Genomic DNA, 22,440 nt, shown 5'->3' on the forward strand with positions numbered 1-22,440 from the left:
GCCGGTCCCAGATATCGGTTCTGTCAGAAATTGGCCGCCATCAGCTTGCGCTTTTGAGGGTCAGTCGCTGGTGTTTCCTAAAGCCGTGTTCCGTGCAATCGGAACCTCGTTTCAACAAGGCGATGTTTTCACGCCGGGGAGTCGCCGGCAAATGAAAGGTTTTTACCGCGCGATAGACGATATCGATGGTGGCGGCGGCACGGCAGCATGCCGTTCGAAATCGGTATCAAAATCCGCGCCCTGCAAGGCCCTTGCCAATGCGTTGGTCATGGGCGACTGCGGCGACCGGTTTGAAATGACCAATCCCAGTGCTTGCCGGTGATGCGGTTCGATCAGTTCGATGGAAACGAGATCGGTCTTGTCGCCGAGAATATAGAAGAAAGTATGCGGCACGATGCTGCACCACAGGCCGTTGCGGATATGCGAGCAAACGGCCAGGAAGGAATTGCTGACGACGGATGGCTTCAGTGTCAGCCCGGCGGATGCGGCTATGCCATTGAGGATGCGCCTGTTCTGCATGTCCTCGCTCAAGAGGCACAGCGATTGCGAGACCGCCTCTGCCCAGGGAAGCGTTCGGCGCTTTGCCAAGGGATGGTCGGAACGGCAAACAAAGACATATCTCTCGTGGTAGAGCGGCAGCCGCTGCACATTCTCCAGCGGCTCATTCTCCAGATAGGTCAGGCCGCCATCGAGTTCGAATGTGTCGAGCCCATGCTGAATGGCGCGAGAGGTCATCGACTTGATCTCGATGGTCGCATCGGGGTTCTCCAGGCTGAAGCGCTCGGACAGAAACGAGACAGCCGCCATCGCCGCAGGCACGACACCCAGTCTCAACGTGCCGGACAGGCCTTTCTTGGAGCCGGCGATATCCTTCTGCAGGCTGTCATAGTCGGACAGAATCTGCCGTCCCCATTCCAGAACGCGCTCCCCATCAGGCGTCAGGCCGATATAGCGATTTCCACGCGCGATAAGCGTCACGCGAAGGTCGTCTTCGAGCTTGCGGATGGCCGCCGACAGGGTTGGCTGCGTGATGTGGCAGACCTCGGCGGCCCTGGCGAAATGCTTTTCCTCCGCCAGAGTCACGAAGAACGAAAGATGTCTGATCAGCACCGGTAACTCCCATCCATGTAGCGTTATATCTCATGAAATATAACGATACATGGATCAAGCCTTTTCCTCAGCCAGGCTTACCACCGGCAAGTGCCGAAAAGCCGCCCCGCTCTGCTGCGACGCGCAGGCGGGCGCATGGCGAATCGGCAAGGCCCTGTGTGGAAAGTCCATCCAATACGGCGACGACCTCGGCAAGGCCACGTGCTTCCGCATAATGCATTGGCCCGCCGCGCCAGCGCGGGAATCCGTAGCCATGGATCTTGACGAGGTCGATATCGGCTGCGCGAACGGCAACACCCTCCTCCAGAATACGTGCCGCCTCGTTGACCATTGGGAGGATGACCGCATCGGCGATCGCAGCCTCGTCCCATGCCAGCTGCACCTTGCCGTGCGCTTCTTCGGCAATGATTGCTGCCACCGCGTCAGATGGCTGCGGCGCGCGGTCACCCGGCCGATAGTCGTACCAACCGCCGCCAGACTTCTGCCCAAAGCGCTCGATGGCGCAAAGCCGGTCGCCCACTGGCGCGAAAGGCACCTCACCGCGTTCGCGGGCGGCCTTGCGCTGGAAGCCGGCGATGTCGAGACCGCCGAGATCCTGCGCCTCGAACGGGCCCATCGGCAGGCCGAAAGCACGCATGGCGGCATCGACAACGGAGGGTGTGGCGCCTGAGAGCAGCAGCCGCTCGGACTGCGCGCGCGTGACCTTCAGGATGCGATTGCCAATGAAGCCGTCACAGATACCGGCGCGAACCGGGATCTTGCCGAGCAGACGGGCAAGCGCAAAGCCAGTCGCCAGCACCTCAGGCGCCGTCGTCTCCGTCGGCACGATCTCCAGAAGCTTCATGATATGAGCGGGACTGAAGAAATGCAGGCCGAGAAAGCGCTCGGGGTTCGACAGGCCCTGGCTGATCTGATCGGGATCGAGATAGGACGTGTTCGTGGTGAGCACCGCATCCGGGCGGCAGACCTCCGATAGTTTTGCGAAGACCGCGCGCTTGATCGAGAGATCTTCAAAGACTGCCTCGACAACAAGATCAGTATCTGCAAGCGAACCGTAGTCGTCAGTGCCGATAACACCGGCTATGCGTTCGGCCGCAATCTCGGGCGTGATACGACCGCGTTTTGCAGACGCTTCGAAGATCGATCGGACATTGGCAAGCCCGCGCTCGACTGCTGCCTCATCGCGCTCGACGAGAATCATGGGCAGTCCTGCATCCCTGAGCGCCGCGGCAATGCCCGCACCCATGGTCCCACCACCGATCACCGCGGCGGAACGAATATCGCGCGGAGCCACACTGGCGAGTTCCGGTGGTCGGGGTGCGGCCCGCTCGGCAAAGAAGACATGACGCAGCGCGGCCGCTTGAGCGGAACCGCGCAGCTCCAGAAACGTCTCGCGCTCAAAGGCCATTGCCGTCGCGAAATCCGCCTCGCTCGCCTTGCGGACGGACGCGGTCGCGCGGACAGGTGCGATCTCACGTTTTGCGCTGGCTGCGACGGCTTTTTCTACGTCGTCCCAGAAACCATCCTCGACCGCCGCAACGTTGCGGCCGGAGATCGACTGCGGTCTGGGCTTACCGACCGCTTCCTTTACAAAAGCTATGGCAGCTTGCCGCAGATCTCCGTCGACAACCAAATCCACGAGACCGAGTGCTGCCGCCTTGCGGGCATCGATGGGATTGCCGCTCGTCACCAGATCGACTGCAGCCGGGGCGCCAATGAGACGCGGCAGGCGAACCGTGCCGCCGGCGCCGGGAATGAGTCCGAGCTTCACCTCGGGCAGACCGAGGTTGGCGGAGCGAACCGCCACACGATAGGCGCAGCCGAGCGCCACCTCGAGGCCACCGCCAAGCGCACTGCCATGGATCGCCGCGACCCAGGGCTTGCCCGCACCCTCGATGCTCGCAACGACATCAGGCAGATGCGGAGGCTCCGGCGGCTTGCCGAATTCGTTAACGTCGGCCCCGGCGATGAAGGTACGGCCTGCGCAGCAGAGAACGACCGCCTTGACCATTTCGTCCGCGTCGAGCGTAGCGACCGCCTCGATCAAGGCCTGGCGCACCGCCTGCGAGAGCGCGTTGACGGGGGGATTGTCGATGGTGACGACAGCGATTGCGCCTTCGCGTGCGATGGTGACGGTCATGATCTTACATTCCCAGATAGGCTGCGCGGATGCGTTCGTCCGCGATCAGTTCGGCGGCGGGGCCGGAGAGCGTGATGCGCCCCGTCTCCATGACATAGCCCCGGTCGGCAACGGAAAGCGCACCGAAGGCGTTCTGTTCGACAAGAAGCACGGTGACGCCGAGCGCCTTCATGTTCCTGACAACGTCGAAAATCTGCGCGACGAGGATCGGCGCAAGTCCTATGCTCGGCTCATCGAGAAGCAGGCAGGAGGGCCGGCTCATCAATGCCCGCGCGATCGCCAGCATCTGCTGCTGGCCGCCGGAGAGGCCGCCAGCCGCCAGGCTCCGCTTCTCCTTCAGGATCGGGAACATGGCGAAAGCATCCTGCAAGTCGCTGTCGACCTTGTCGTCGGCAAAGAGATAGGCGCCGAGCCGAAGGTTCTCCTCGACCGTCAGATTGGTGAAAATCTGCCGGCCTTCCGGAGACTGGGCAAGTCCGCGCTGTACACGCCGATGCGCCGGCACGGTGGTGAGTGCCTCTCCGCGGAAGAGTACCGAACCGGCCGACACCGGTTGGATCCCGGACAGGCATTTGAGCAACGTCGTCTTGCCGGCGCCATTCGCACCGACCACGGTGACAATCTCGCCCGACGCAACATCAAGATCGACGCCGTGCAGCACCTCGATGCGGCCGTAGCGCGAACGCAGTCCCTCAACCGTCAGCATTTTGAGCCTCCGCCGCCTGCACACCGAGATAGGCTTCGATGACACGCGGATTGCGCGCGACTTCTGCCGGTTTGCCTTCGGCGATCTTTTCGCCGTGGTCGAACACGACGATATGGTTGGAAATGCGCATGACCATCTTCATGTCGTGCTCCACCAGCAGGATCGCGACACCCTCGGCCGCGACCTTGGCAATGAGACGATCGATTTCTTCCGTCTCGACGGCATTGCAGCCGGCGGCCGGCTCGTCGAGCAACAGTACGCGCGGCTTCAGCGCCAGGGCGCGGGCGATTTCCAGACGCTTCAGCGCACCATAAGAGAGTGAACCCGCCTCCTGTTCCGCAGCTCGGCCAAGCCCGACCCGGTCGAGCAATATACGGGCGCTCGCCTCGGATTCCCGACTGCGACGACGCGAAGCCGGCAGCGAAAGGAGATCGGCGAACACCGAACCGCGCTCATGCAGGTGATGCCCGGCAATTGCGTTTTCGAGCACCGTCATGGCCTGGAAGATCTGCAGGTTCTGGAAGGTACGCGACAGGCCGCGACGCGCGAGCAGATGCGGCGGCATGCGGGTGACATCCTCACCATCGAGCAGGACACGACCGTGCGCCGGCGTGTAAAGACCGGAGATCATGTTGAAGAGCGTTGTCTTGCCGGCACCGTTCGGGCCGATGACGGAGACGATCTCGCCTGCCTTCAAGGAAAAGCTGACGTCATGGACGGCGCGAAGGCCGCCAAAATCGATGCCGAGACCCTCGATCTGAAGCAGGCTCATGCTCCCCTCCCCGCAAAACGGCGCGTGATCGATGGAAGCAGGCCCTCGCGCATGAAGATCATGACGAGCATCATGACAAGACCGAGCATCAGCTGTTCGTATTCCTGGAAAACGGTGAGCACCTGCGGCAACATCGTCAGGATCGCAGCACCGAGGATGGCGCCAAGCACCGAACCGGCTCCACCGAGAACTGCCATGATGACCATCTCGATCGAGTGCATGAAGCCGGCGACATCGGGCGTAATGAACTTGTTCTGCAGCGCCAGCAGCGAACCGGAGACCGAAGCATAGACAGCTGAGATGATGAAGGCCTGCAGCTTGTAGCGCGCGACATCGACGCCGACCGTGCGTGCCGCAATCTCGGAGCCGTGCAGGGCGCGAAGCGCTCGGCCGGTGGGGCTGTGATAGAGGTTCAATGCAAGCCACGCCCCGATGACCAGCACGAGGCCGGAAAAGGCATACCAGAACTCGGTATTGGAGAGATCGATGCCAATAGTGTTGAGGCTGGCGCGAAGCCCGAGTTCCGGTACCGCGATGCCATCAGGCCCGCCGGTGAAGCGTGCCTCGTTCGACAGCACCATGGAAACGAGGACCCCGAAGCCGAGGCTGGCGACGGCGATATAGTAGCCCTTCAACCGGAGGATCGGCCGACCGACGAGGAAGGCGATAACAGCCGAAACGAGCGCGCCAAGCAAGGCAGCAAGGGCCGGATGCAGGCCGAGATGGACGGGTGCCAGCGCACAGGCATAGGCGCCGATACCGGCAAAGCCCGCATGTCCCAGGCTCACCTGGCCGGCATAGCCGATGAGGATGACCAGGCCGGTTGCGGCCAGACCATTGACGAAGATCAGCGAACCGACGCGGAAATAGTAGGACGACGGGAAAAACATCGGTGCGACGACGATGACCGCGGCGAGAATGAGAAGGCTGGTGGTTTTGCCGGGAAGCCGCATGATCACACCCGATCTGCCGACTGGCGGCCAAACAAGCCTTGCGGCATGGCAAAAAGCACGGCGATGATAACGACGAAGGCGGCAGCATCCTTGTATTGCGAGCTGATGTACCCGGCCGTCATCGCCTCGAGAACACCGAGCAGCAGACCGCCGACGAGCGCACCCTTGGGATTGCCCATGCCGCCGAGCATCGCCGCCGCAAAGCCCTTCAATGCGAGCGCCAGGCCGACATCGTAGCTTGTCAGCGTGATCGGCGTCACCAGCACGCCCGCGAGCGCGCCGATGGCGGCCGACATGGCGAAGGACAGCGTCATCACATAATTGGTGTTGATGCCGACGAGGCGGGCGGCAACACGATTGTTTGCGGTTGCCAGAACCGCGCGGCCGAGCAGCGTGCGCGTGAAAAACAGCCAGAGACAGAAGAAGACAGCGAGCGCACCGGCGATGACCCACAGGCTCTGCGGCAGGATGGTGGCGCCGCCGATCAGGATCGGCTGATCGCCCGAAAAGGCCGGGAAGCGGTGGATCTGCTTGTCGAAGACGAGCTGCGTCACGCCGCGAATGAAGATGGAGGCGCCGATGGTGATGATGATCAGCGAGACCACGGGCGCGCCGCGCGCCGGCTCGATCGCCAGCTTGTAGAGCGCCACGCCGATCGCCGCCGTGACGATGATCGCGATCAATGCCGCGAGCGGCAGCGGAAGCCCCGCAGTGTAGGTAAACACCGTGATCATGCCGCCGAGCATGACGAACTCGCCCTGGGCAAAATTTACGACATCGGAGGCGTTGTAGATGATGGTGAAGCCGAGAGCGACCAGCGCATAGACGGCGCCGACGGTGATCCCGGACAGAAAGAATTGCAGGAGTTCGGGCATGGATGCCTCCGCTTCGCACGACGGTTTCCGCCGGCCGGCGCTTTCAGGGCGCAGCCGGCGGTACGGGCTCTCGATTAATCGACGATCTTCCAGCCGCCCTTTTCGATCTGCAGCATGCGGAAGGCCGAGAGATCGAGGCCAAGATGATCTTTTGCCGACATCGTCACCGTGCCGGTGGTGCCGACGAGACCCGAGGTGGATTCTATCGCATCGCGGATCGCCGCCGGTTTGGTGCTGCCTGCCCGCTTGATCGCATCGACGAGGATACGCAGGGCATCATGGGCATAGCCGCCGAAGGTAGAGACCGGTTTGCCGGTCGCCTTCTCATAGGCTTCTTTGTAGGCAACGACGACCGGGCGCTGCGGGTCGCTTTCCGGCAACAGGCCGGCGACGAGTAGTGCAGTTCCCGGGAGGCGCACGCCCTCGGCTGCCTGAGGCCCCGCAAGCTCGATGAAACCAGCGGAAGCGACGCCATGCGACTGGTAGAGCGGCAGGCCGACGGCGAGCTGCGCATAGTTGCGCGTGACGATCGCTGGGCCCTGGCCGAAGCCCGGGTTCAGCACGGCCTGAATGCCCTTTTTGCCCTTGATGTTCGTCAGCTGCGGCGTCATCTCGGCGTCGTTGGGGCCATAGGTCTCGTCGGCCAGGACTTCGATCCCGTATTCACCGATGATCGCCAGGCACTGCTTGCGCATCGAGGCGCCAAAGCCGTCAGAACCGGAGATCAGGCCGATCTTGGTGATGCCGTTCTTCTTCATGTCGGCGAATATCTTGGCGCAGGCCATGCGATCGGTATGCGGCGTCTTGAATGTGAAGGGTCGGACCGGGTCGACGATCTCGATGGCGCCGGCAAGCGAAATGAACGGCACCTTTGCGTCTTCGATGACCGGAATAATGGCCATCGACGTGCCGGTCGTCGTACCGCCGATGACGGCAACCGCTTCATCGTCCTCGACCAGACGGGTCGCAAAGGTGCGAGCCTTGTTTGGGTCGCCGCCGTCGTCATAGATGACGAGGTTGATCTTCTCGCCATTGACGCCACCAGCGGCGTTGATCTGCTCGACAAGCATCTTCAGCGTCTTGGCCTCGGGATCACCAAGGAAGGAGGCAGGGCCGGTTTCGGAAATGGTCGCACCGATCTTGATGTCGGCAAGGGCCGGGGCAGCAAAGCTCAGGGCAAATACAAGCGTTCCCGCAAGTGCGGTCGTTATGGAAAATTTCATGTCGAATCTCCTCCCACGAGATGACAAAGATTAAGTCTCAGTACCCCTCACGCCGCTTTTGGGCGGCGCCACATCACCACGCGAAACCGGTTTGCAACAAAGGCTGCATCCGTCAGGCTGGCATTGCCTGCTGGATTGGCGCCGGTCACGTGGAAATCACTGAAGGCGGCGCTCTGGTTCACATAGATGCCGCCGGTCAGGTTGACCGAAAGATTGACGCCTGCCGCAGCGAAACGATCGGCCGCAGCCAGAATGCGCGCCTCGTCGGTCTCGTAGAGGGCCGCCGTAATCGCGCCCTTCCGCTCGGCGAGTTTAGCCGCGCACTCAACGCCATCAGCCGCATCATCGACCGCGACGACGAAGGCGATGGGGCCGAAGCGTTCCTCCGCATAGGCAGCCTCATCGACAGCATCGACGGAAAGGATCAGCGGGGTTGCTGTGCGTGCATCGCCCAAACCTTCGATCGGCGCGGTGTCGCGCACGATGCGGCCGAGCGGGCGGGCCTTGGCAATACGGGCAAGAGTCGCCGGATTGGCGATCGCGCCGCAGATGCCGGCCGCACGGGCCGGATCGAACAACAAACCGTCTACGGCCGCAGCAATGCCGGCCGCAACCTCGTCGAAACTCTTGTGTCCCTCATCCGTCTCGATACCGTCGCGCGGCACGAAAATATCCTGCGGCGCGGTGCACATCTGGCCGCTATAGAGCGATAGCGAGAAGGCTATGTTGCTGCACATGCCGGCAAAATTATCGGTGGCGCCGATGACGATCGAGTTGACGCCTGCCTCTTCCGTGTAGACATCGGCGTTGCCCGCATTGCTCCGGACCCATGCGCCGAAACTGTTGGAACCGGTATAGTCGACGATCGCGATCGCCGGATGCTGCACGAGGTCTTTCGTGATCTCCGAACCGGGCGCGTCTGCGGCAAGCAGCACAGTGTCGGCACTGAAGCCTTCCTCCACCAGCACCTGCCTGATGATTTCGACGGTGATGGCAAGCGGCAGGATGGCAGCCGGATGCGGCTTGACGATGATGGTGTTGCCGGTTGCAAGGCTGGCGAAGAGCCCCGGATAGCTGTTCCAGGTGGGGAACGTATTGCAGCCGATGACAAGCGAAATGCCGCGTGGCATGATCCGCCAATGCTTTTCCATCGTGATCGGCTCGCCCTTGCCCTGCGGCTTCGTCCAGATCGCCTTCTCAGGCGTACGGCTCATCTCGGCATAGGCATAGGCGACGGCTTCCAGCCCGCGATCCTGCGCATGCGGACCGCCGGCCTGAAAGGCCATGGCGAAGGATTGGCCGGTCGTATGCATGACGGCATTTGCCATCTCGAAGCTGCGGGCATTGAGACGGGAGAGGATTTCAAGGCAGATGCCGACGCGAACGTCGACCGATGCCGAAGCCCATTGCCGCGCAGCCGCCTGCGAAGCGGAAGCCAGCATTTCGACGGTTGCGGTCGGATAGGTGATGCCGAGGGGTGGTCCGTAAGGCGAAACTTCCGCACCGACCACGCGAGTTTCAGGATGGTTGGCGATGCGAAACGGCTTTCCAAGGAATGCCTTGTAGGCAGCGAGGCCATCGTCCTTGGCGGTCTCACCATAAAGCTTACCGCTCGGAATTTCGGGATAGGCGGACCAGTAGTCACGCTTGGCAGCCGCGCCCAGAGCAGCCTGCAGCGTCGGGCGATGGCGCTCGAAAAGTGTGGTCATCCCTGGCTCCTCCCATGCAATGTCTTTATCATTGACTGACCGGTCGGTTTATGCAAGAGTTTTTTTATGGTCGCCGCTGGGAAAGGCGACAGGGAGGAAATATGTCCGATTCCGACACCATCTTGTCGGCGCTTGCCGATGGCGTTCTGAGCCTCACGCTCAACCGCCCGGACAAGCTCAACGCCTTCAATGAGGAGATGCATCTTGCGCTGCGTACCGGCTTCGAGCGCGCTCATGCGGAGGCCGATGTGCGTGCGGTCCTGCTGACAGGCGCCGGCCGCGGCTTCTGCGCCGGCCAGGACCTTGGCGACCGTGATCCCAGTAAGGGCACGCCCGACCTCGGCCACACGATCGAAACCTTTTACAATCCGCTGCTGCGCCTCATCCGCAGCCTGGAAAAACCGGTGATCTGCGCGGTTAACGGCGTCGCCGCCGGTGCCGGCGCAAACATCGCCTTTGCCTGCGATATCACGCTTGCCGCACGCTCGGCCCGCTTCATCCAGGCCTTCGCCAAGATCGGCCTCGTGCCGGATTCGGGCGGCACCTGGAGCCTCCCGCGTCTGATCGGCGAAGCCCGCGCAAAGGCGCTGGCGTTGACTGCCGAACCACTCGGCGCGGAGACCGCCGCGGACTGGGGCCTGATCTGGCGTGCCGTCGACGATGACAAGTTGATGGAGGAAGCGACCGCACTTGCCGTCAGGCTTGCTGCCGGACCGACCAAGGGACTCGGCATGACAAAGCGCGCCATTCAGGCGGCCGCGACCAACTCCCTCGACGAACAGCTTGATCTCGAGCGCGACCTGCAGCGCGAGGCCGGCCATAGCGCCGACTATGCCGAAGGCGTCACCGCCTTCCTCGAAAAACGCAAGCCGGAGTTCAAGGGCAAATGAGCATGACCGACACTCTTTCACCGCAGGCGCTTGCAGAAGCCTGCGCAAAAGCCATGTGGGAAGACGACAATGCCAGCCGCCACCTCGGCATGGAGCTTCTCTCCGTAGCGCCCGGCGAGGCGATAATCTCCATGGCGGTGACGGAGACGATGACGAACGGCCATGGCACCTGCCACGGCGGCTATATCTTCGCACTCGCCGACTCAGCCTTCGCCTTTGCCTGCAACAGCTACAACCAACGCACCGTCGCCCAGCATTGTTCGGTGACCTACATCGCCCCGGCTTTCAAGGGCAATCGGCTGATAGCGACGGCACGAGAGGTATCGCGGCGCGGGCGTGGCGGCATCTACGACATCGCGATCACCAATCAGGAAGGCGAGCAGATCGCCGAATTCCGCGGCCATTCGCGAACGGTCAAGGGCACCCTTCTGCCCGACTAGGTTTCACACAACCAGCATTTCGCATTCTTGGAGGAGATATTCATGGAAAACCTTTCACCGCGCGCCGGCGAACTTGAAGCGATTGAGACAGCCTCTCGCGACGAGATGTCCGCGCTGCAGCTCGAGCGCATGAAATGGTCACTCAACCATGCCTATGAGAATTCGGCTTTCTACCGCCAGCGTTTCGATGAAGTGGGCGTGCATCCTTCCGACCTGAAAACCCTGGCGGACCTCGCCAAATTCCCCTTCACATCGAAGAAGGACCTTCGCGATACCTATCCCTTCGGCATGTTCGCCGTGCCACGCGAAAAGCTTGCCCGCATCCATGCCTCCTCCGGCACGACAGGCAAACCGACCGTCGTCGGCTATACAGCCGGGGACATCGACACCTGGTCGACCGTCGTTGCCCGCTCGATCCGCGCGGCCGGTGGCCGCGCCGGCGATCTCGTGCATATCGCCTATGGCTACGGCCTGTTCACCGGCGGCCTTGGAGCGCACTACGGCGCTGAAAAGCTCGGCTGCACTGTCGTACCGATTTCAGGCGGCATGACCGAGCGCCAGGTGACACTGATGCAGGATTTCAAGCCACGCATCATCATGGTCACCCCTTCCTATATGCTGTCGATTCTCGACGAATTCCGTCGTCAGGGTATCGATCCGCGCGAAAGCTCGCTTGCCGTCGGCATTTTCGGCGCGGAGCCCTGGACCAATGCCATGCGCGAGGAAATCGAGCACTCCTTCGACATGCACGCCGTCGACATCTATGGCCTGTCGGAAGTCATGGGCCCGGGTGTTGCCAGCGAATGCGTCGAGACCAAGGACGGGCTGCATATCTGGGAAGACCACTTCTATCCTGAAATCATCGATCCGGTCACCGGCGAAGTCGTTCCGGATGGTGAACTCGGCGAGTTGGTCTTTACCACGCTGACCAAGGAAGGCCTGCCGATCATCCGCTACCGTACGCGAGACCTGACGCGGCTTCTGCCGGGCACGGCACGCGCCATGCGCCGCATGGAGAAGGTGACCGGCCGCTCCGACGACATGATGATCTTGCGCGGGGTCAACGTCTTCCCGACGCAGATCGAAGAGCAAATCCTGAAATGTCGCGGTCTTGCCCCGCACTTCCAGATCGAGTTGACGCGCTCCGGCCGCATGGACAACATGACGGTTCATGTGGAATCCACGCTGGAGGCAGCCGACGAGATGGCGCGGACGGGTTCGGCAAAGGAACTCACCCACCACATCAAGAGTGTGGTCGGCGTGACGACCAAGATCACCGTGCACCCGCCAGGCAGCGTGGCGCGCTCTGAAGGTAAGGCGAAACGCGTCGTCGACAACCGCCCCAAGGAATGATTGGCTTTGGGTGCTGGGATAGCCTGGCAACCATTTGACAGTATATAGAAAGGGTTGGTCGCTCCCCCAGCGGCCAGACCATAGTTAGCCGGGAATAAGCAGAGCAGGATTACATGGCACGCACACGCGCAGTTGATTTCGAAGAGAAGCAGCGTGGGATTCTGACGAACGCGGCAGCGGTGTTCGCCGAAATGGGCATGGAAAAGGCTTCCATGTCGATGATCGCTTCGCACAGCAATGTCTCAAAGGCGCTGCTCTATCATTACTATCCGGGCCGTGACGCTCTGATCTTCGACATCATCCACACCCACCTGACCGAACTAGAAAGCGCCGTCGAGGCGGCCGATCGCACCGACGTGACGCCGCAGGAGCGCTTGCGTCTTCTCGTCAAGGCCGTGCTGAAGAACTACGAAGGCGCGGACAACGAGCATCAGGTACAGCTCAATGGTACCCACGCCCTGTCGGAAGAGCAGCTTTCCGAGTTGCGGACGATCGAAAGAAGGCTCGTCAAGCGCTTCTCCAGCGTCATACAGGAGATCAATCCGGACCTTAACAAGGACAAGCCGTTGCTCACGCCCGTCACCATGTCGCTCTTCGGCATGATGAACTGGGTCTATATGTGGTTCCGGCCCAACGGACCGATCACTCGCGACGACTATGCGGATATCGCAACGACGCTCATCCTCGAAGGCGTCAAGGCCGTCCGCTGACGCAACTGCTCAATCGCCGAGTTTCAGCCTTTCGAGAATGAGGGGATCGTAATCCGGCGCGCGGATCCGCCGCCGGTCAGGCTCGGGCGCGGTCAACGGCGCAACCGCCAGCAGCTTGTCTTTCGCTTCGAGCGCAAGGCGCTGATAGATGGCGGTGCCCTGGCGCTTCCAGGCAATCTCCTCCGGCGTGAGTTCACGAACCACCCGCGCCGGCGCACCCACTGCGAGGCTATTGGCCGGAATCTGCGCACCAGCCTTGACGAAGGCCATCGCCGCCACAATCGAATTCTCGCCGATAACAGCCTCGTCCATGATGACGGCATTCATGCCGACCATGGCGTTGGCTCCGATCCGGCAGCCATGCAGCACCGCGCCGTGGCCGATATGCCCCTCCTCCCCGACGACAACCTCGAGGTTCGGGAAGCTGTGTACGACGCAGGTCTCCTGCACGTTCGAGCCGCGCTCCAGCACGATGCGGCCGAAATCGCCACGTAGCACCGCACCCGGCCCGACATAACAGGCAGGGCCGACGATCACGTCGCCGATGACGATGGCCGCCGGATGCACGAAGGCGGCCGGGTCGATCACCGGGATGACGCCGTCATAGGCATAGATCTGCGCCATCTAGTCGTCTCCCGATCTCTCGACGTCGCGGCCTGTGGCCGCCACCGATTCCAGCCGTTCGGCGAATTCGCGGCGGAGGGTTCGGCGAAGCCGTGCCGCCTTGTGCCGCCGAATATCGACAGCGGTTACCGGCACCAGTTCGGGCACGCGGACCGGACGACCGGCGTCATCAACGGCGACCATGGTGAAATAACAGGAATTGGTGTGGCGCCGCGTGCCGGAACGGATATCCTCGGCCTCGACCCGGATACCCACTTCCATGGAGCTGCGCCCGGTATCGTTGATCGAGGCGCGGAAGGTGACCAGTTCACCGACGTTGATCGGCTCCTTGAACAAGACCTGATCCACCGACAGCGTTACCGCATATTGCTTGGAGTAACGGGACGCACAGGAGAAGGCGACGCGATCGAGCAGGTTCAGAAGAGCGCCGCCATGAACCTTGCCGCTGAAATTCGCCATGTCGGGCGTCATCAGCACGGTCATTTCCAGGCGATGCGGGTCTTGCTCGATTGTCGTCATGTGCTCACTCTCTCGTTTTCGCCACCATCGTCAACACATCATACTGCGCGACTGCGGCCCCTATCTGGTTGGTCACCTTGCAATCCCAACGCACCTCGCCGTGGTCGGCATTGGCGCGCGGATTGATCTCCTTGCAGGTCAACTGCACCTGAAGCGTATCACCCGGATTGACCGGTGTCAGGAAGCGCAGGTTGTCGACGCCATAATTTGCAAGGACCGGACCTGGGGCAGGATCGACGAAGAGGCCGGCAGCGAAGGAGACGATGAGATAGCCATGCGCCACGCGGCCGTCAAAGAACGGATTGGCCTTGGCGGCCTCCTCATCCATATGGGCGTAGAACGTATCGCCGGTGAAATTGGCGAAGTGCTCGATGTCATCGAGTGTGACGGTGCGGGTCGCGGTGACGAGCTGGTCGCCGATTTTCAGTTCGGCGAGCGATTTACGGAACGGATGCTCATCGCCGCTGCGGGCTTCGGCACCCTCAATCCAGCGCCCCGTAACGGCGGAAAGCAGACTCGGCGCACCCTGGATTGCAGTTCGCTGCATGTAGTGCTTGACGCCACGGATGCCGCCCAGCTCTTCGCCGCCGCCGGCGCGGCCGGGACCGCCGTGGACCAGGCCCGGCAACGGAGAACCATGGCCGGTCGAGCTCTTGGCGCTGACCCGGTTGCCGATCATCACGCGGCCATGGAATGGCGCAAGACCGAGAACCACCTCCTCGGCAAACGAGGGATCATTGGTGAAGACGGACGCCACAAGGCTGCCCTTGCCGCGGCGAGTGAGCTCGATAGCCTCCTCCGCCGTGTCATAGGGCATGACCGTGCTAACCGGGCCGAAGGCTTCGACATCGTGCACCGCACGAGCAGAACCCGGTCTGTCGCAATAGAGCAAGACCGGATTGAGGAAAGCGCCGGCACTTGCATCACCGAACATGATGCTCGGATTATCGGGATCACCGCCGACGATCTCGGCATCGACGGCAAGTTCGCGAATGCGGGCGCGCACTTCCTCGCGCTGGTCTAGGCTCGCAAGCGGACCCATGCGAACCGTCTCATCAGCCGGGTTGCCGATCGCCATCTTTCCGAGGCGTGCGCGCAGGCTTTCGATGAGGGCATCGCTGTAGGCGCGGGGCGCGATGACGCGGCGGATGGCCGTGCATTTCTGGCCGGCCTTGACAGTCATCTCACGAGCGACTTCCTTGACGAAGAGATCGAATTCCTCCGTGCCTGGCGCGGCATCAAGACCAAGCACGGCCGCGTTCAGACTGTCCGCCTCCATGGTAAAACGGACTGAATTGGCGACAATCGCCCTGTGCGTCTTCAGGCGCTGGCCGGTCGAGGCGGAACCTGTAAAGGTTACCGCGTCCTGGCCTTCGACATGATCGAGGAGGTCACCGACCGAACCGCAGATGAGCTGCAATGCGCCTTCGGGAAGCAAACCGGTCTCGATAATCCGGCGGACCATGAGTTCGGTGAGATAAGCCGTCTGGCTGGCCGGTTTGACAATGGCAGGAACACCGGCAAGCAATGTCGGCGCCAGCTTTTCCAGCATGCCCCAGCAGGGGAAATTGAAGGCGTTGATGTGAACGGCGACGCCTTGCAGGGGGCTGAAGATATGCTGAGCGGAAAAGCTGCCGTCCTTGGACAGCTGCTCGACATCGCCATCGAGCAGCACGCGGGCATTCGGCAATTCGCGCCGGCCCTTGGATGCGTAGGACAGCAGGGTCCCTATCCCGCCTTCGATATCAACCCAGCCATCGGCACGCGTCGCCCCGGTCGCGGTCGAAAGCGCGTAGAATTCTTCCTTCCTTTCGAGCAGTGCCTGACCGATTGCCTTCAGCATGGCGGCACGATCATGGAAGGACATGCGCCGCAACGCCGAGCCGCCCTTGTCGCGGCCATGGGCTAGCACCTGCTTGAAATCGATGCCCGAGGAATCGATGAACGCGACGGGAATGCCAGTCGAGGCATCGAGCAGCGGCACGCCCTCCTTGGCGCCGGCGACCCAAGTGCCGCCGACATAGCTTTCGAGCCGGCGTGGGCTGTTTGCCATGATATTCATCCGTGTTTCCTTCCGTCAGTTCAATCGAAGTGCAGAGAGCTGCGCATCGACATCCGCCTGCCATTCGGCAAGCAAGGTCTCGTTGGGCGTGTGCCGCAGTCCGAAACGCGACAGCGTCTCGAAGCGAGCCGAGCCGGAATGGCCGAAGCTTGCGGCAACACGGGGATACCAGTAGGTCACCGAAGCCCGCGCTCTGGCCTTGCCTTCGTCATCGGCGACGATACGGGCGAGGCCGGCCGCGCCCAGCTCCGCATGCCGCTTCTCGCGCGGCAGAATGGCCCGGAAGACTTCGGCGAGCGGCTGATAGGAAACGCGTGACTGCTCCTTGAGCTGCACGACGCTGGCGCTGCCCATCAGTACGTTCATGACCACCGCATCCACCCAGCCCTCAAGCGGATAGTGGAAGACCGAGAGCCGCATGTCGCCGCCTTGCCTGACGGCGCCGATATCGGCTTCGCGGGAAAGCCGCTCCGCCCAGGGATGATGTACGGCATAGCGGGCGCCATCCACACCGAAAGTCTCCATGATCTTCAGCACAAGGCCGGCATGGTCTGCCTTCTCAAGCACGATACGAGCGGCGGAAATGCGCTCCTGAATGCCGGGGGCGTCGTTGATCGTATCGGCAAAGCCGGCGGAGCCCGCAAGCTCGCTGTCGACGAAGCTCGCCATCATGCGAAGCAGCTCGCCACGGTAGCGCGGGGGCACGTTGTCAGGTGAGGACAACACCCCACCCTCTTCCAGATATTGCTCGATCGGCATCGTATCGGACATGCTGTCCTCCCTTCGAGGCGGCGCAAACTTTACTGGTCGTAGCTGACGACGATACGGTCGGTGAGCGGGTAGCACTGGCAGGTCAGCACATAGCCCTGCCGCACCTCGTAATCCTCAAGGGCGTGGTTGACCTCCATCTCGACCTCGCCTTCGAGAACCTTCGCGCGGCAGGTGGAACAGACACCGGCCTTGCAGGCGTATGGTACGTCCATCGCGTTCTGAAGGGCGGCGTCGAGCAGGCATTGACCATGCTTGGGGAACTTGAAGGTGCGCGTCGCCCCATCGAGCGTGACGGTTGCCTCGCAGGTCGCGCCGTGGTCTGCATTCGCTGTTGTTTCTACCTTTCGACGGGCGCGGCCCGGCTGGGAGGAGGCAAATAGCTCGAACTTGATCTGCTCGTCGCGAAGCCCGTGCTCGCGCAAGGCCGCGGCGATCGCCAGCATCATCGGCTCGGGTCCGCAGATGAAAGCCATGGCGACCGAGGTCACATCGATCCAGCCCTTGAAGAGGGCGGCGCATTTCTCGCCGTCGACCCGGCCCGTGAAGAGATCGATATCCTGTGCCTCGCTTTCCAGAACGTGGATTACCGAGAGACGGCCGAGATAGAGGCTCTTCAGATCATCCAGTTCCTCGCGGAACATGATCGAGCTGCTCTGCCTGTTGGCATAAACAAGCGTGAAATAGGAGCGTGGTTCGCGCGCAAGCACCGTCTTGATGATCGACAGAACCGGCGTGATGCCGCTGCCGCCGGCAAAGCCGAGATAGTGCTTTCCCACATCGGGTTCGATCGGCGCGAAGAACGCACCCATTGGCGGCATCGCTTCTAGCGTGTCGCCGGCCTTCAGGTTTTCGTTGACCCAGGTCGAGAAGCAGCCGCCGTCGACACGCTTGATGCCGACCTTCAGCACGCCCTCATCCTTGCCGGCGCAGATCGAATAGGAGCGGCGCAGCTCCTCGTCCTCGAACTGGCGGCGGAAGGTCAGGTACTGGCCCTGGGTGAAATCGAAGACGGCGCGGTCCTCTTCGGACGGCTGCAGCGTGACGACGACAGCATCACGCGTCTCGCGGCGCACATCGGTAACGGTCAGGGGATGAAAACGTGCCATGTGTGGCCCTCTTCCTATGGGTCAGATGCACTTGAAATAGTCGAACGGTTCCAGACAGTCGGTGCAGCGGTAGCTCGCCTTGCAGGGCGTCGAGCCGAACTGGCTGATCTTTTCCGTGTTCGCCGATCCGCAGCGCGGACAGGCAATCGTCAGGTTCGAATGGCCGGAAAGCCGGTCGATGCGTTTCATGAGCACGCCGTCAGTGGCCGTGCCGTCGATCGGCGGTGCAATCCCGTAAGCGCGCAGCTTCTCGCGCCCCTCGACGCTGATCCAGTCCGTGGTCCAGGCAGGCGATAGCTGACGTTGCAGCCGCACCTTACCAAGGCCCTTCTCGGCCAGCGCCCGCTCGATATCGAGGTTTATGATCGTGGTGGCAGGACAGCCCGAATAGGTCGGCGTCACCGTCACCACAAGCGTATCATCCTGCCAGCCGACATCGCGGATGATGCCGAGATCGGTCAGCGAAATCACCGGGATCTCCGGGTCGGGCACCTCCGAGAGCCAGTGCCAGACCTCGGCAACAGAGGGATGCAGCGCCGTCGTCATCACGGCCTCCTACCAGGCAGCGCCCGGATAGGCGCGCTGCAGGAACTGCATCTCGGTCAGGATGAAACCGAGATGCTCGGTGTGAACACCACGGCGACCGCCCTTGTGCATGTAACCGTCCGCGGGCTTCTTCAACGTGGCTTCGGCAAGCGTCTCGCCGACGATCTCGTCCCAGCCAGCCTTCATGCTTTGCGGCTCGGGAATGACGCCGGCTTCGGCAAGTCTTGTATCTACCCCATCGCCGACAAACATCTCGCCGGTATAGGGCCAGAGATCATCAAGCGCTTCCTGCATGCGGCGATGGCTCTCGGGCGTGCCGTCGCCCAGCCGGATGATCAGGTCGCGGCTGCGGTCGAGATGATAGGAGACCTCCTTGAACGCCTTTTCCGCGATCTCGGCGATGCGTTTTTCGGTCGAGCCCTTCAATGCCTTGAGAAGCAGATAATGCCAGGCATCGTAGAGAAACTGGCGCATCAGCGTCTTGCCGAAGTCGCCATTCGGGCGTTCGACCATCAGAATATTGCGGAACTCGAATCCGTCTCGCAGATAGGCAAGATCATCCGCCGAGCGGCCCTTGCCCTCCACCTCGCCCGCAAGCCCGAGCCATAGCTGCGTCTGGCCAATGAGATCGAGCGCTGTGTTGGCAAGCGCGATGTCCTCTTCCAGCGCCGGCGCATGGCCGCACCATTCGGAGACGCGATGACCGAGGATCAGCGCGTTATCGCCGATGCGAACCAGGAATTCGAAGAGTGCGGCCTGATCGACCGCCGGTTCAAGCGTCGCGGTCGTCATCACATGTGCCCCACTTCATCCGGAATGTCGAAGAAGGTCGGATGACGATAGACCTTGGAGTTGGACGGGTCGAAGAGCGGTCCTTTTTCCGATGGCGCGCTTGCGGTGATGTCCGAAGACTTCACCACCCAGATGCTGACGCCCTCGTTGCGGCGCGTATAGACATCGCGGGCATTGTTGACCGCCATCTCGGCATCCGGCGCATGCAGGCTGCCGACATGGCGATGGTTGAGGCCATGCTGACCACGGATGAAGACTTCCCAAAGCGGCCATTCATTGGACATGTTTCTCACTCCCTAAACGTCCTGGCTGCCTTATTCGGCAGCGATCTTTGCGGCGGCGCGGCGGTCGGCGGCCTTTTCGGCATGAGCCGTCAGACCGTCCCGGAACCATTCGCCATCGCTCCATGCCTTTTTGCGAGCATTGAGGCGTTCGGCGTTGCAAGGGCCGTTGCCGGCGATGACATTGAAGAACTCTTCCCAGTCCGGCTCGCCGAAATCGTAGCCGCCCTTCGCCTCGTTCCATTTGAGGTCAGGGTCGGGGACGGTCAGCCCGAGATATGCGGCCTGTGGTACGGTCTGGTCGACAAACTTCTGGCGCAGCTCGTCATTGGAATTCTGCTTGATCTTCCACGCCATCGATTGAGCCGAATGCACCGACGCATCGTCCGAGGGACCGAACATCATCAGCGACGGCCACCACCAGCGGTTCAGCGCATCCTGCACCATGACTTTCTGTGCCGGAGTGCCCTTCGCCATCCGCATCAAAGCATCAAAGCCCTGACGTTGATGGAAGCTTTCCTCCTTGCAGATGCGGATCATGGCCCGGGAATAAGGGCCGTACGAACAGCGCTGCAGCGGCACCTGGTTCATGATCGCCGCACCGTCGACCAGCCAGCCGATGGCGCCGATATCGGCCCAAGTCAGCGTCGGATAGTTGAAGATCGAGGAATATTTGGCCTTGCCGGAATGCAGTTGCTCATACATCTCATCGCGGCTGATGCCGAGTGTCTCGGCAGCACAATAGAGATAGAGACCATGGCCGGCTTCGTCCTGCACCTTGGCGAGCAGGATCGCCTTGCGCTCCAGCGTCGGCGCGCGCGTGATCCAGTTGCCTTCGGGTAACTGGCCGACGATTTCGGAATGGGCGTGCTGGCTGATCTGACGCACCAGCGTCTTGCGATAGCCTTCCGGCATCCATTCCTTCGGCTCGATCTTCTGGCCGGCATCGACGCGCTCCTGGAAGGCGCGCTCCTCGGGTTCCATCTCGTCGAGGGAGCGGATGCGGGCGCTGTCGGTTTTCACCATCTGTGCATACATGGTCATTCCTCCGTCTTCGCGCGTCCAACGCGCTCGAGAATGAGCAAGCCTTGCGGTCGTAATGAAGCGCATCAGCGGAGCTGATCGTTCACCACATCCGGATTATAGGCCTGTTTCACGCTCTCCTCCACGAAACATCGATCCGACGGCAAACAAATTAACCGACCGAACGGTCACTGTATTAGCATGCCATATGTCACAGCTCAAATGAATTTTCCGTATTTTCTGTGACATTTGAAATCACATAGAGACGCCACAAGGCGAACGCTTCGCTATGTTCCTGAGAGGATTGATCTTTTAGCGCGACTTGAGGTGATCGAGCCGGCGTTGGCTTGCCGGGGTAGCCTCTTGGAGCTTGCCCGCCTCGTCGACAAAACGACGGCCGACGTAACCATCGGCCTTCTTCGACAGTTTCAAATAGAGATCGGCGAATAATCGCCGAGCATCTTCGCCGGGCCAATTGGCCGGCAAGGCGGATCTCGGAAGATGCGGCTCTCGAAGCATGATCAGGCGATATTGGTGGACTAGAAGCAGCCGCGCGATCAGGCAATCAAACGGCGAGAGGCTTGAGGCGCTTTCGATCCGCTGCGAGAAGGCGCCGAAGCGGCTGATGAATTCGTTGTAGGCCGCCGCGAAGCGCGGCAAATCCCAGGAACCCTCTGCAAACTCCTTGAACGCCGCATTCTCGGTCGCAAGTTGAGCGTCGAAAATGATAACCCGATCAGGCAGCGGCGGTGCGGGATGCGTTCCGACAGCCATGCGCGGACTCAGCCTGGCAAAGCCGTCCCGTTCGAGACCTTGCATGATCTCGTCCGGCGCGGGACCATTGATCAGCACGAACTGCCATTTGACTGTCGGCTCGGGCCCATAGAGCAAGGCGGCGGCCTTGGCGAACTCCGTCTGCGCAGCGTCGGCCAGCCGATAATAACTGCGGCGCCCCGCTCGCTCGCCGACGAGCCGTCCGGCATTGACCAGACGCGACACTGCAGTTCGCAGCAGTGTCTCGGTAATGCCGACACTCCGGCACGTCTCGATGAGGTTTCCGATCCAGACAGTGCCGCCGCGCGGCTCGATGACATCGCCGTAGATGGTGACGATGAAGCCGGCTGCCTTGATCGGCAGGTCAACCAGCAGCGCCGCGACCGCCTCATTCAATTCATGCCCGGACTTAACGTTATCTGCCGACAATCCAACCATACTCCCGATCTGTGATCGTTGGGGTTTATTAGCGCGAGACGCTTGCAATGTTCAAGCTGATGCCCGGCCAAGGCGAATGAGGAGCACTAGCGCGTCGCGTTCGTCGGCAATGCCGTGGTGTATTTGACGCATTTGAGTGAGAAGTGCGACGAGGAGCTCAACACAGCCTCATGGGTCAGGATGCCGCGCATCAAAAGCCCCTCATATTCCCTGACATCGGCAACGACAGCACGGATGAGGTAATCCCACTCCCCGGACATGGAATAGCATTCGAGGACTTCGCGATAGCTGGCGATGAACTGCTCGAAATCCCGGCGCGTCGCGGGATCGTGGGTCTTCATCTTGACCTGACAAAAGACATTCAAGCCCTTTCCGATCTTGTCGGGATCGACAAGCCGAACCGTCCTGCCCAGTACACCTTCGCTCTCCAGCGCCTTTATCCGTCGCCAGCATGAGGCGGGCGATGCGCCGACCTTCTCTGCCAGCGCCGCCTGGCTGATATCGCCCTGCTCCTGCAGCACGCGAAGTATGGCTCTGTCGACGTGATCGAGGTCGAAATTTTCCATTCAGAAACCCGCCGATTGTGAACTGAACCTTTCAAATACTAGGTTAGTAGCCATGAG

The 22,440-nt window shown here is 61.6% G+C and carries 23 protein-coding genes; 4 read left to right on the forward strand and 19 right to left on the reverse strand.

All coding sequences use genetic code 11. The features are described from left to right. Positions 1 to 162: 162 nt before the first annotated feature. The 8 genes from ACQZ6F_RS25815 to paaN form a co-directional block, all read right to left on the reverse strand. On the reverse strand, positions 163 to 1,110 hold the full coding sequence (locus ACQZ6F_RS25815) for a LysR family transcriptional regulator (RefSeq protein WP_449094587.1): 948 nt from the start codon (positions 1,108 to 1,110) through the stop codon (positions 163 to 165). Between the two features lie 67 nt (positions 1,111 to 1,177). Beyond that, a complete protein-coding gene (locus ACQZ6F_RS25820; RefSeq protein ID WP_449094588.1) occupies positions 1,178 to 3,250 on the reverse strand; it encodes a 3-hydroxyacyl-CoA dehydrogenase NAD-binding domain-containing protein in 2,073 nt (690 codons plus the stop codon). Positions 3,251 to 3,254: 4 nt separating this feature from the next. After that, on the reverse strand, positions 3,255 to 3,956 hold the full coding sequence (locus ACQZ6F_RS25825; protein WP_449094589.1) for an ABC transporter ATP-binding protein: 702 nt from the start codon (positions 3,954 to 3,956) through the stop codon (positions 3,255 to 3,257). Next, positions 3,943 to 4,728, reverse strand: a complete 786-nt coding sequence (locus tag ACQZ6F_RS25830; protein ID WP_077467433.1) for an ABC transporter ATP-binding protein — start codon at positions 4,726 to 4,728, stop codon at positions 3,943 to 3,945. Before ACQZ6F_RS25830 ends, ACQZ6F_RS25825 begins: the two co-directional genes overlap by 14 nt. After that, entirely contained in the window at positions 4,725 to 5,681 is a 957-nt protein-coding gene (locus ACQZ6F_RS25835) for a branched-chain amino acid ABC transporter permease (protein ID WP_449094590.1), read from the reverse strand. Before ACQZ6F_RS25835 ends, ACQZ6F_RS25830 begins: the two co-directional genes overlap by 4 nt. 2 nt (positions 5,682 to 5,683) lie before the next feature. Continuing rightward, positions 5,684 to 6,556, reverse strand: coding sequence for a branched-chain amino acid ABC transporter permease (locus ACQZ6F_RS25840; RefSeq protein ID WP_449094591.1), 873 nt, complete (start codon positions 6,554 to 6,556; stop codon positions 5,684 to 5,686). 74 nt (positions 6,557 to 6,630) lie between these two features. Further along, a complete protein-coding gene (locus ACQZ6F_RS25845) occupies positions 6,631 to 7,779 on the reverse strand; it encodes an ABC transporter substrate-binding protein (RefSeq protein ID WP_449094592.1) in 1,149 nt (382 codons plus the stop codon). A 47-nt stretch (positions 7,780 to 7,826) separates the two neighbouring features. Next, complete coding sequence (paaN, locus tag ACQZ6F_RS25850; RefSeq protein WP_449094593.1) at positions 7,827 to 9,488, reverse strand: phenylacetic acid degradation protein PaaN; 1,662 nt, start codon at positions 9,486 to 9,488, stop codon at positions 7,827 to 7,829. Between the two features lie 101 nt (positions 9,489 to 9,589). Here paaN and paaG point away from each other — a divergent pair, with 101 nt between their 5' ends. From paaG to ACQZ6F_RS25870, 4 genes are all read left to right on the forward strand, one after another. Then, positions 9,590 to 10,378, forward strand: coding sequence for a 2-(1,2-epoxy-1,2-dihydrophenyl)acetyl-CoA isomerase PaaG (gene paaG / locus ACQZ6F_RS25855; RefSeq protein ID WP_449094594.1), 789 nt, complete (start codon positions 9,590 to 9,592; stop codon positions 10,376 to 10,378). A gap of 2 nt (positions 10,379 to 10,380) precedes the next feature. Continuing rightward, a complete protein-coding gene (gene paaI / locus ACQZ6F_RS25860) occupies positions 10,381 to 10,818 on the forward strand; it encodes a hydroxyphenylacetyl-CoA thioesterase PaaI (RefSeq protein WP_449094595.1) in 438 nt (145 codons plus the stop codon). Positions 10,819 to 10,860: 42 nt separating this feature from the next. Beyond that, entirely contained in the window at positions 10,861 to 12,171 is a 1,311-nt protein-coding gene (gene paaK / locus ACQZ6F_RS25865; protein ID WP_449094596.1) for a phenylacetate--CoA ligase PaaK, read from the forward strand. A 113-nt stretch (positions 12,172 to 12,284) separates the two neighbouring features. Beyond that, positions 12,285 to 12,881, forward strand: a complete 597-nt coding sequence (locus tag ACQZ6F_RS25870) for a TetR/AcrR family transcriptional regulator (RefSeq protein WP_068399327.1) — start codon at positions 12,285 to 12,287, stop codon at positions 12,879 to 12,881. A gap of 9 nt (positions 12,882 to 12,890) precedes the next feature. Here ACQZ6F_RS25870 and ACQZ6F_RS25875 read toward each other — a convergent pair whose 3' ends face one another. The 11 genes from ACQZ6F_RS25875 to ACQZ6F_RS25925 form a co-directional block, all read right to left on the reverse strand. Beyond that, entirely contained in the window at positions 12,891 to 13,505 is a 615-nt protein-coding gene (locus ACQZ6F_RS25875; protein ID WP_449094597.1) for a phenylacetic acid degradation protein PaaY, read from the reverse strand. Beyond that, positions 13,506 to 14,024, reverse strand: coding sequence for an acyl-CoA thioesterase (locus ACQZ6F_RS25880; RefSeq protein ID WP_068399322.1), 519 nt, complete (start codon positions 14,022 to 14,024; stop codon positions 13,506 to 13,508). A 4-nt stretch (positions 14,025 to 14,028) separates the two neighbouring features. After that, positions 14,029 to 16,086: a phenylacetic acid degradation bifunctional protein PaaZ gene (gene paaZ / locus ACQZ6F_RS25885; RefSeq protein WP_449094598.1), complete on the reverse strand. Its 2,058-nt coding sequence runs from the start codon at positions 16,084 to 16,086 to the stop codon at positions 14,029 to 14,031. 15 nt (positions 16,087 to 16,101) lie between these two features. Continuing rightward, entirely contained in the window at positions 16,102 to 16,857 is a 756-nt protein-coding gene (locus tag ACQZ6F_RS25890) for a Phenylacetic acid catabolic protein (RefSeq protein ID WP_449094599.1), read from the reverse strand. A gap of 29 nt (positions 16,858 to 16,886) precedes the next feature. Further along, positions 16,887 to 17,963: a 1,2-phenylacetyl-CoA epoxidase subunit PaaE gene (paaE, locus tag ACQZ6F_RS25895; RefSeq protein WP_449094600.1), complete on the reverse strand. Its 1,077-nt coding sequence runs from the start codon at positions 17,961 to 17,963 to the stop codon at positions 16,887 to 16,889. Positions 17,964 to 17,984: 21 nt separating this feature from the next. Next, a complete protein-coding gene (gene paaD, locus ACQZ6F_RS25900) occupies positions 17,985 to 18,509 on the reverse strand; it encodes a 1,2-phenylacetyl-CoA epoxidase subunit PaaD (RefSeq protein ID WP_449094601.1) in 525 nt (174 codons plus the stop codon). A 9-nt stretch (positions 18,510 to 18,518) separates the two neighbouring features. Further along, positions 18,519 to 19,301 carry a 1,2-phenylacetyl-CoA epoxidase subunit PaaC gene (gene paaC, locus ACQZ6F_RS25905; RefSeq protein ID WP_449094602.1) on the reverse strand — a complete coding sequence of 261 codons (783 nt, stop codon included), beginning with the start codon at positions 19,299 to 19,301 and terminating at the stop codon, positions 18,519 to 18,521. After that, positions 19,301 to 19,585, reverse strand: a complete 285-nt coding sequence (gene paaB / locus ACQZ6F_RS25910; RefSeq protein ID WP_174073525.1) for a 1,2-phenylacetyl-CoA epoxidase subunit PaaB — start codon at positions 19,583 to 19,585, stop codon at positions 19,301 to 19,303. Before paaB ends, paaC begins: the two co-directional genes overlap by 1 nt. A gap of 30 nt (positions 19,586 to 19,615) precedes the next feature. Then, positions 19,616 to 20,620 (reverse strand): 1,2-phenylacetyl-CoA epoxidase subunit PaaA, encoded by a 1,005-nt coding sequence (paaA, locus tag ACQZ6F_RS25915; protein ID WP_449094799.1) that lies wholly within the window; start codon positions 20,618 to 20,620, stop codon positions 19,616 to 19,618. Between the two features lie 297 nt (positions 20,621 to 20,917). Next, positions 20,918 to 21,808, reverse strand: a complete 891-nt coding sequence (locus ACQZ6F_RS25920; protein WP_136687395.1) for a PaaX family transcriptional regulator C-terminal domain-containing protein — start codon at positions 21,806 to 21,808, stop codon at positions 20,918 to 20,920. A 95-nt stretch (positions 21,809 to 21,903) separates the two neighbouring features. Next, positions 21,904 to 22,383: an Lrp/AsnC family transcriptional regulator gene (locus tag ACQZ6F_RS25925; protein WP_034482790.1), complete on the reverse strand. Its 480-nt coding sequence runs from the start codon at positions 22,381 to 22,383 to the stop codon at positions 21,904 to 21,906. Positions 22,384 to 22,440: the final 57 nt, after the last annotated feature.

Source organism: Rhizobium sp. A22-96 (assembly GCF_053521805.1).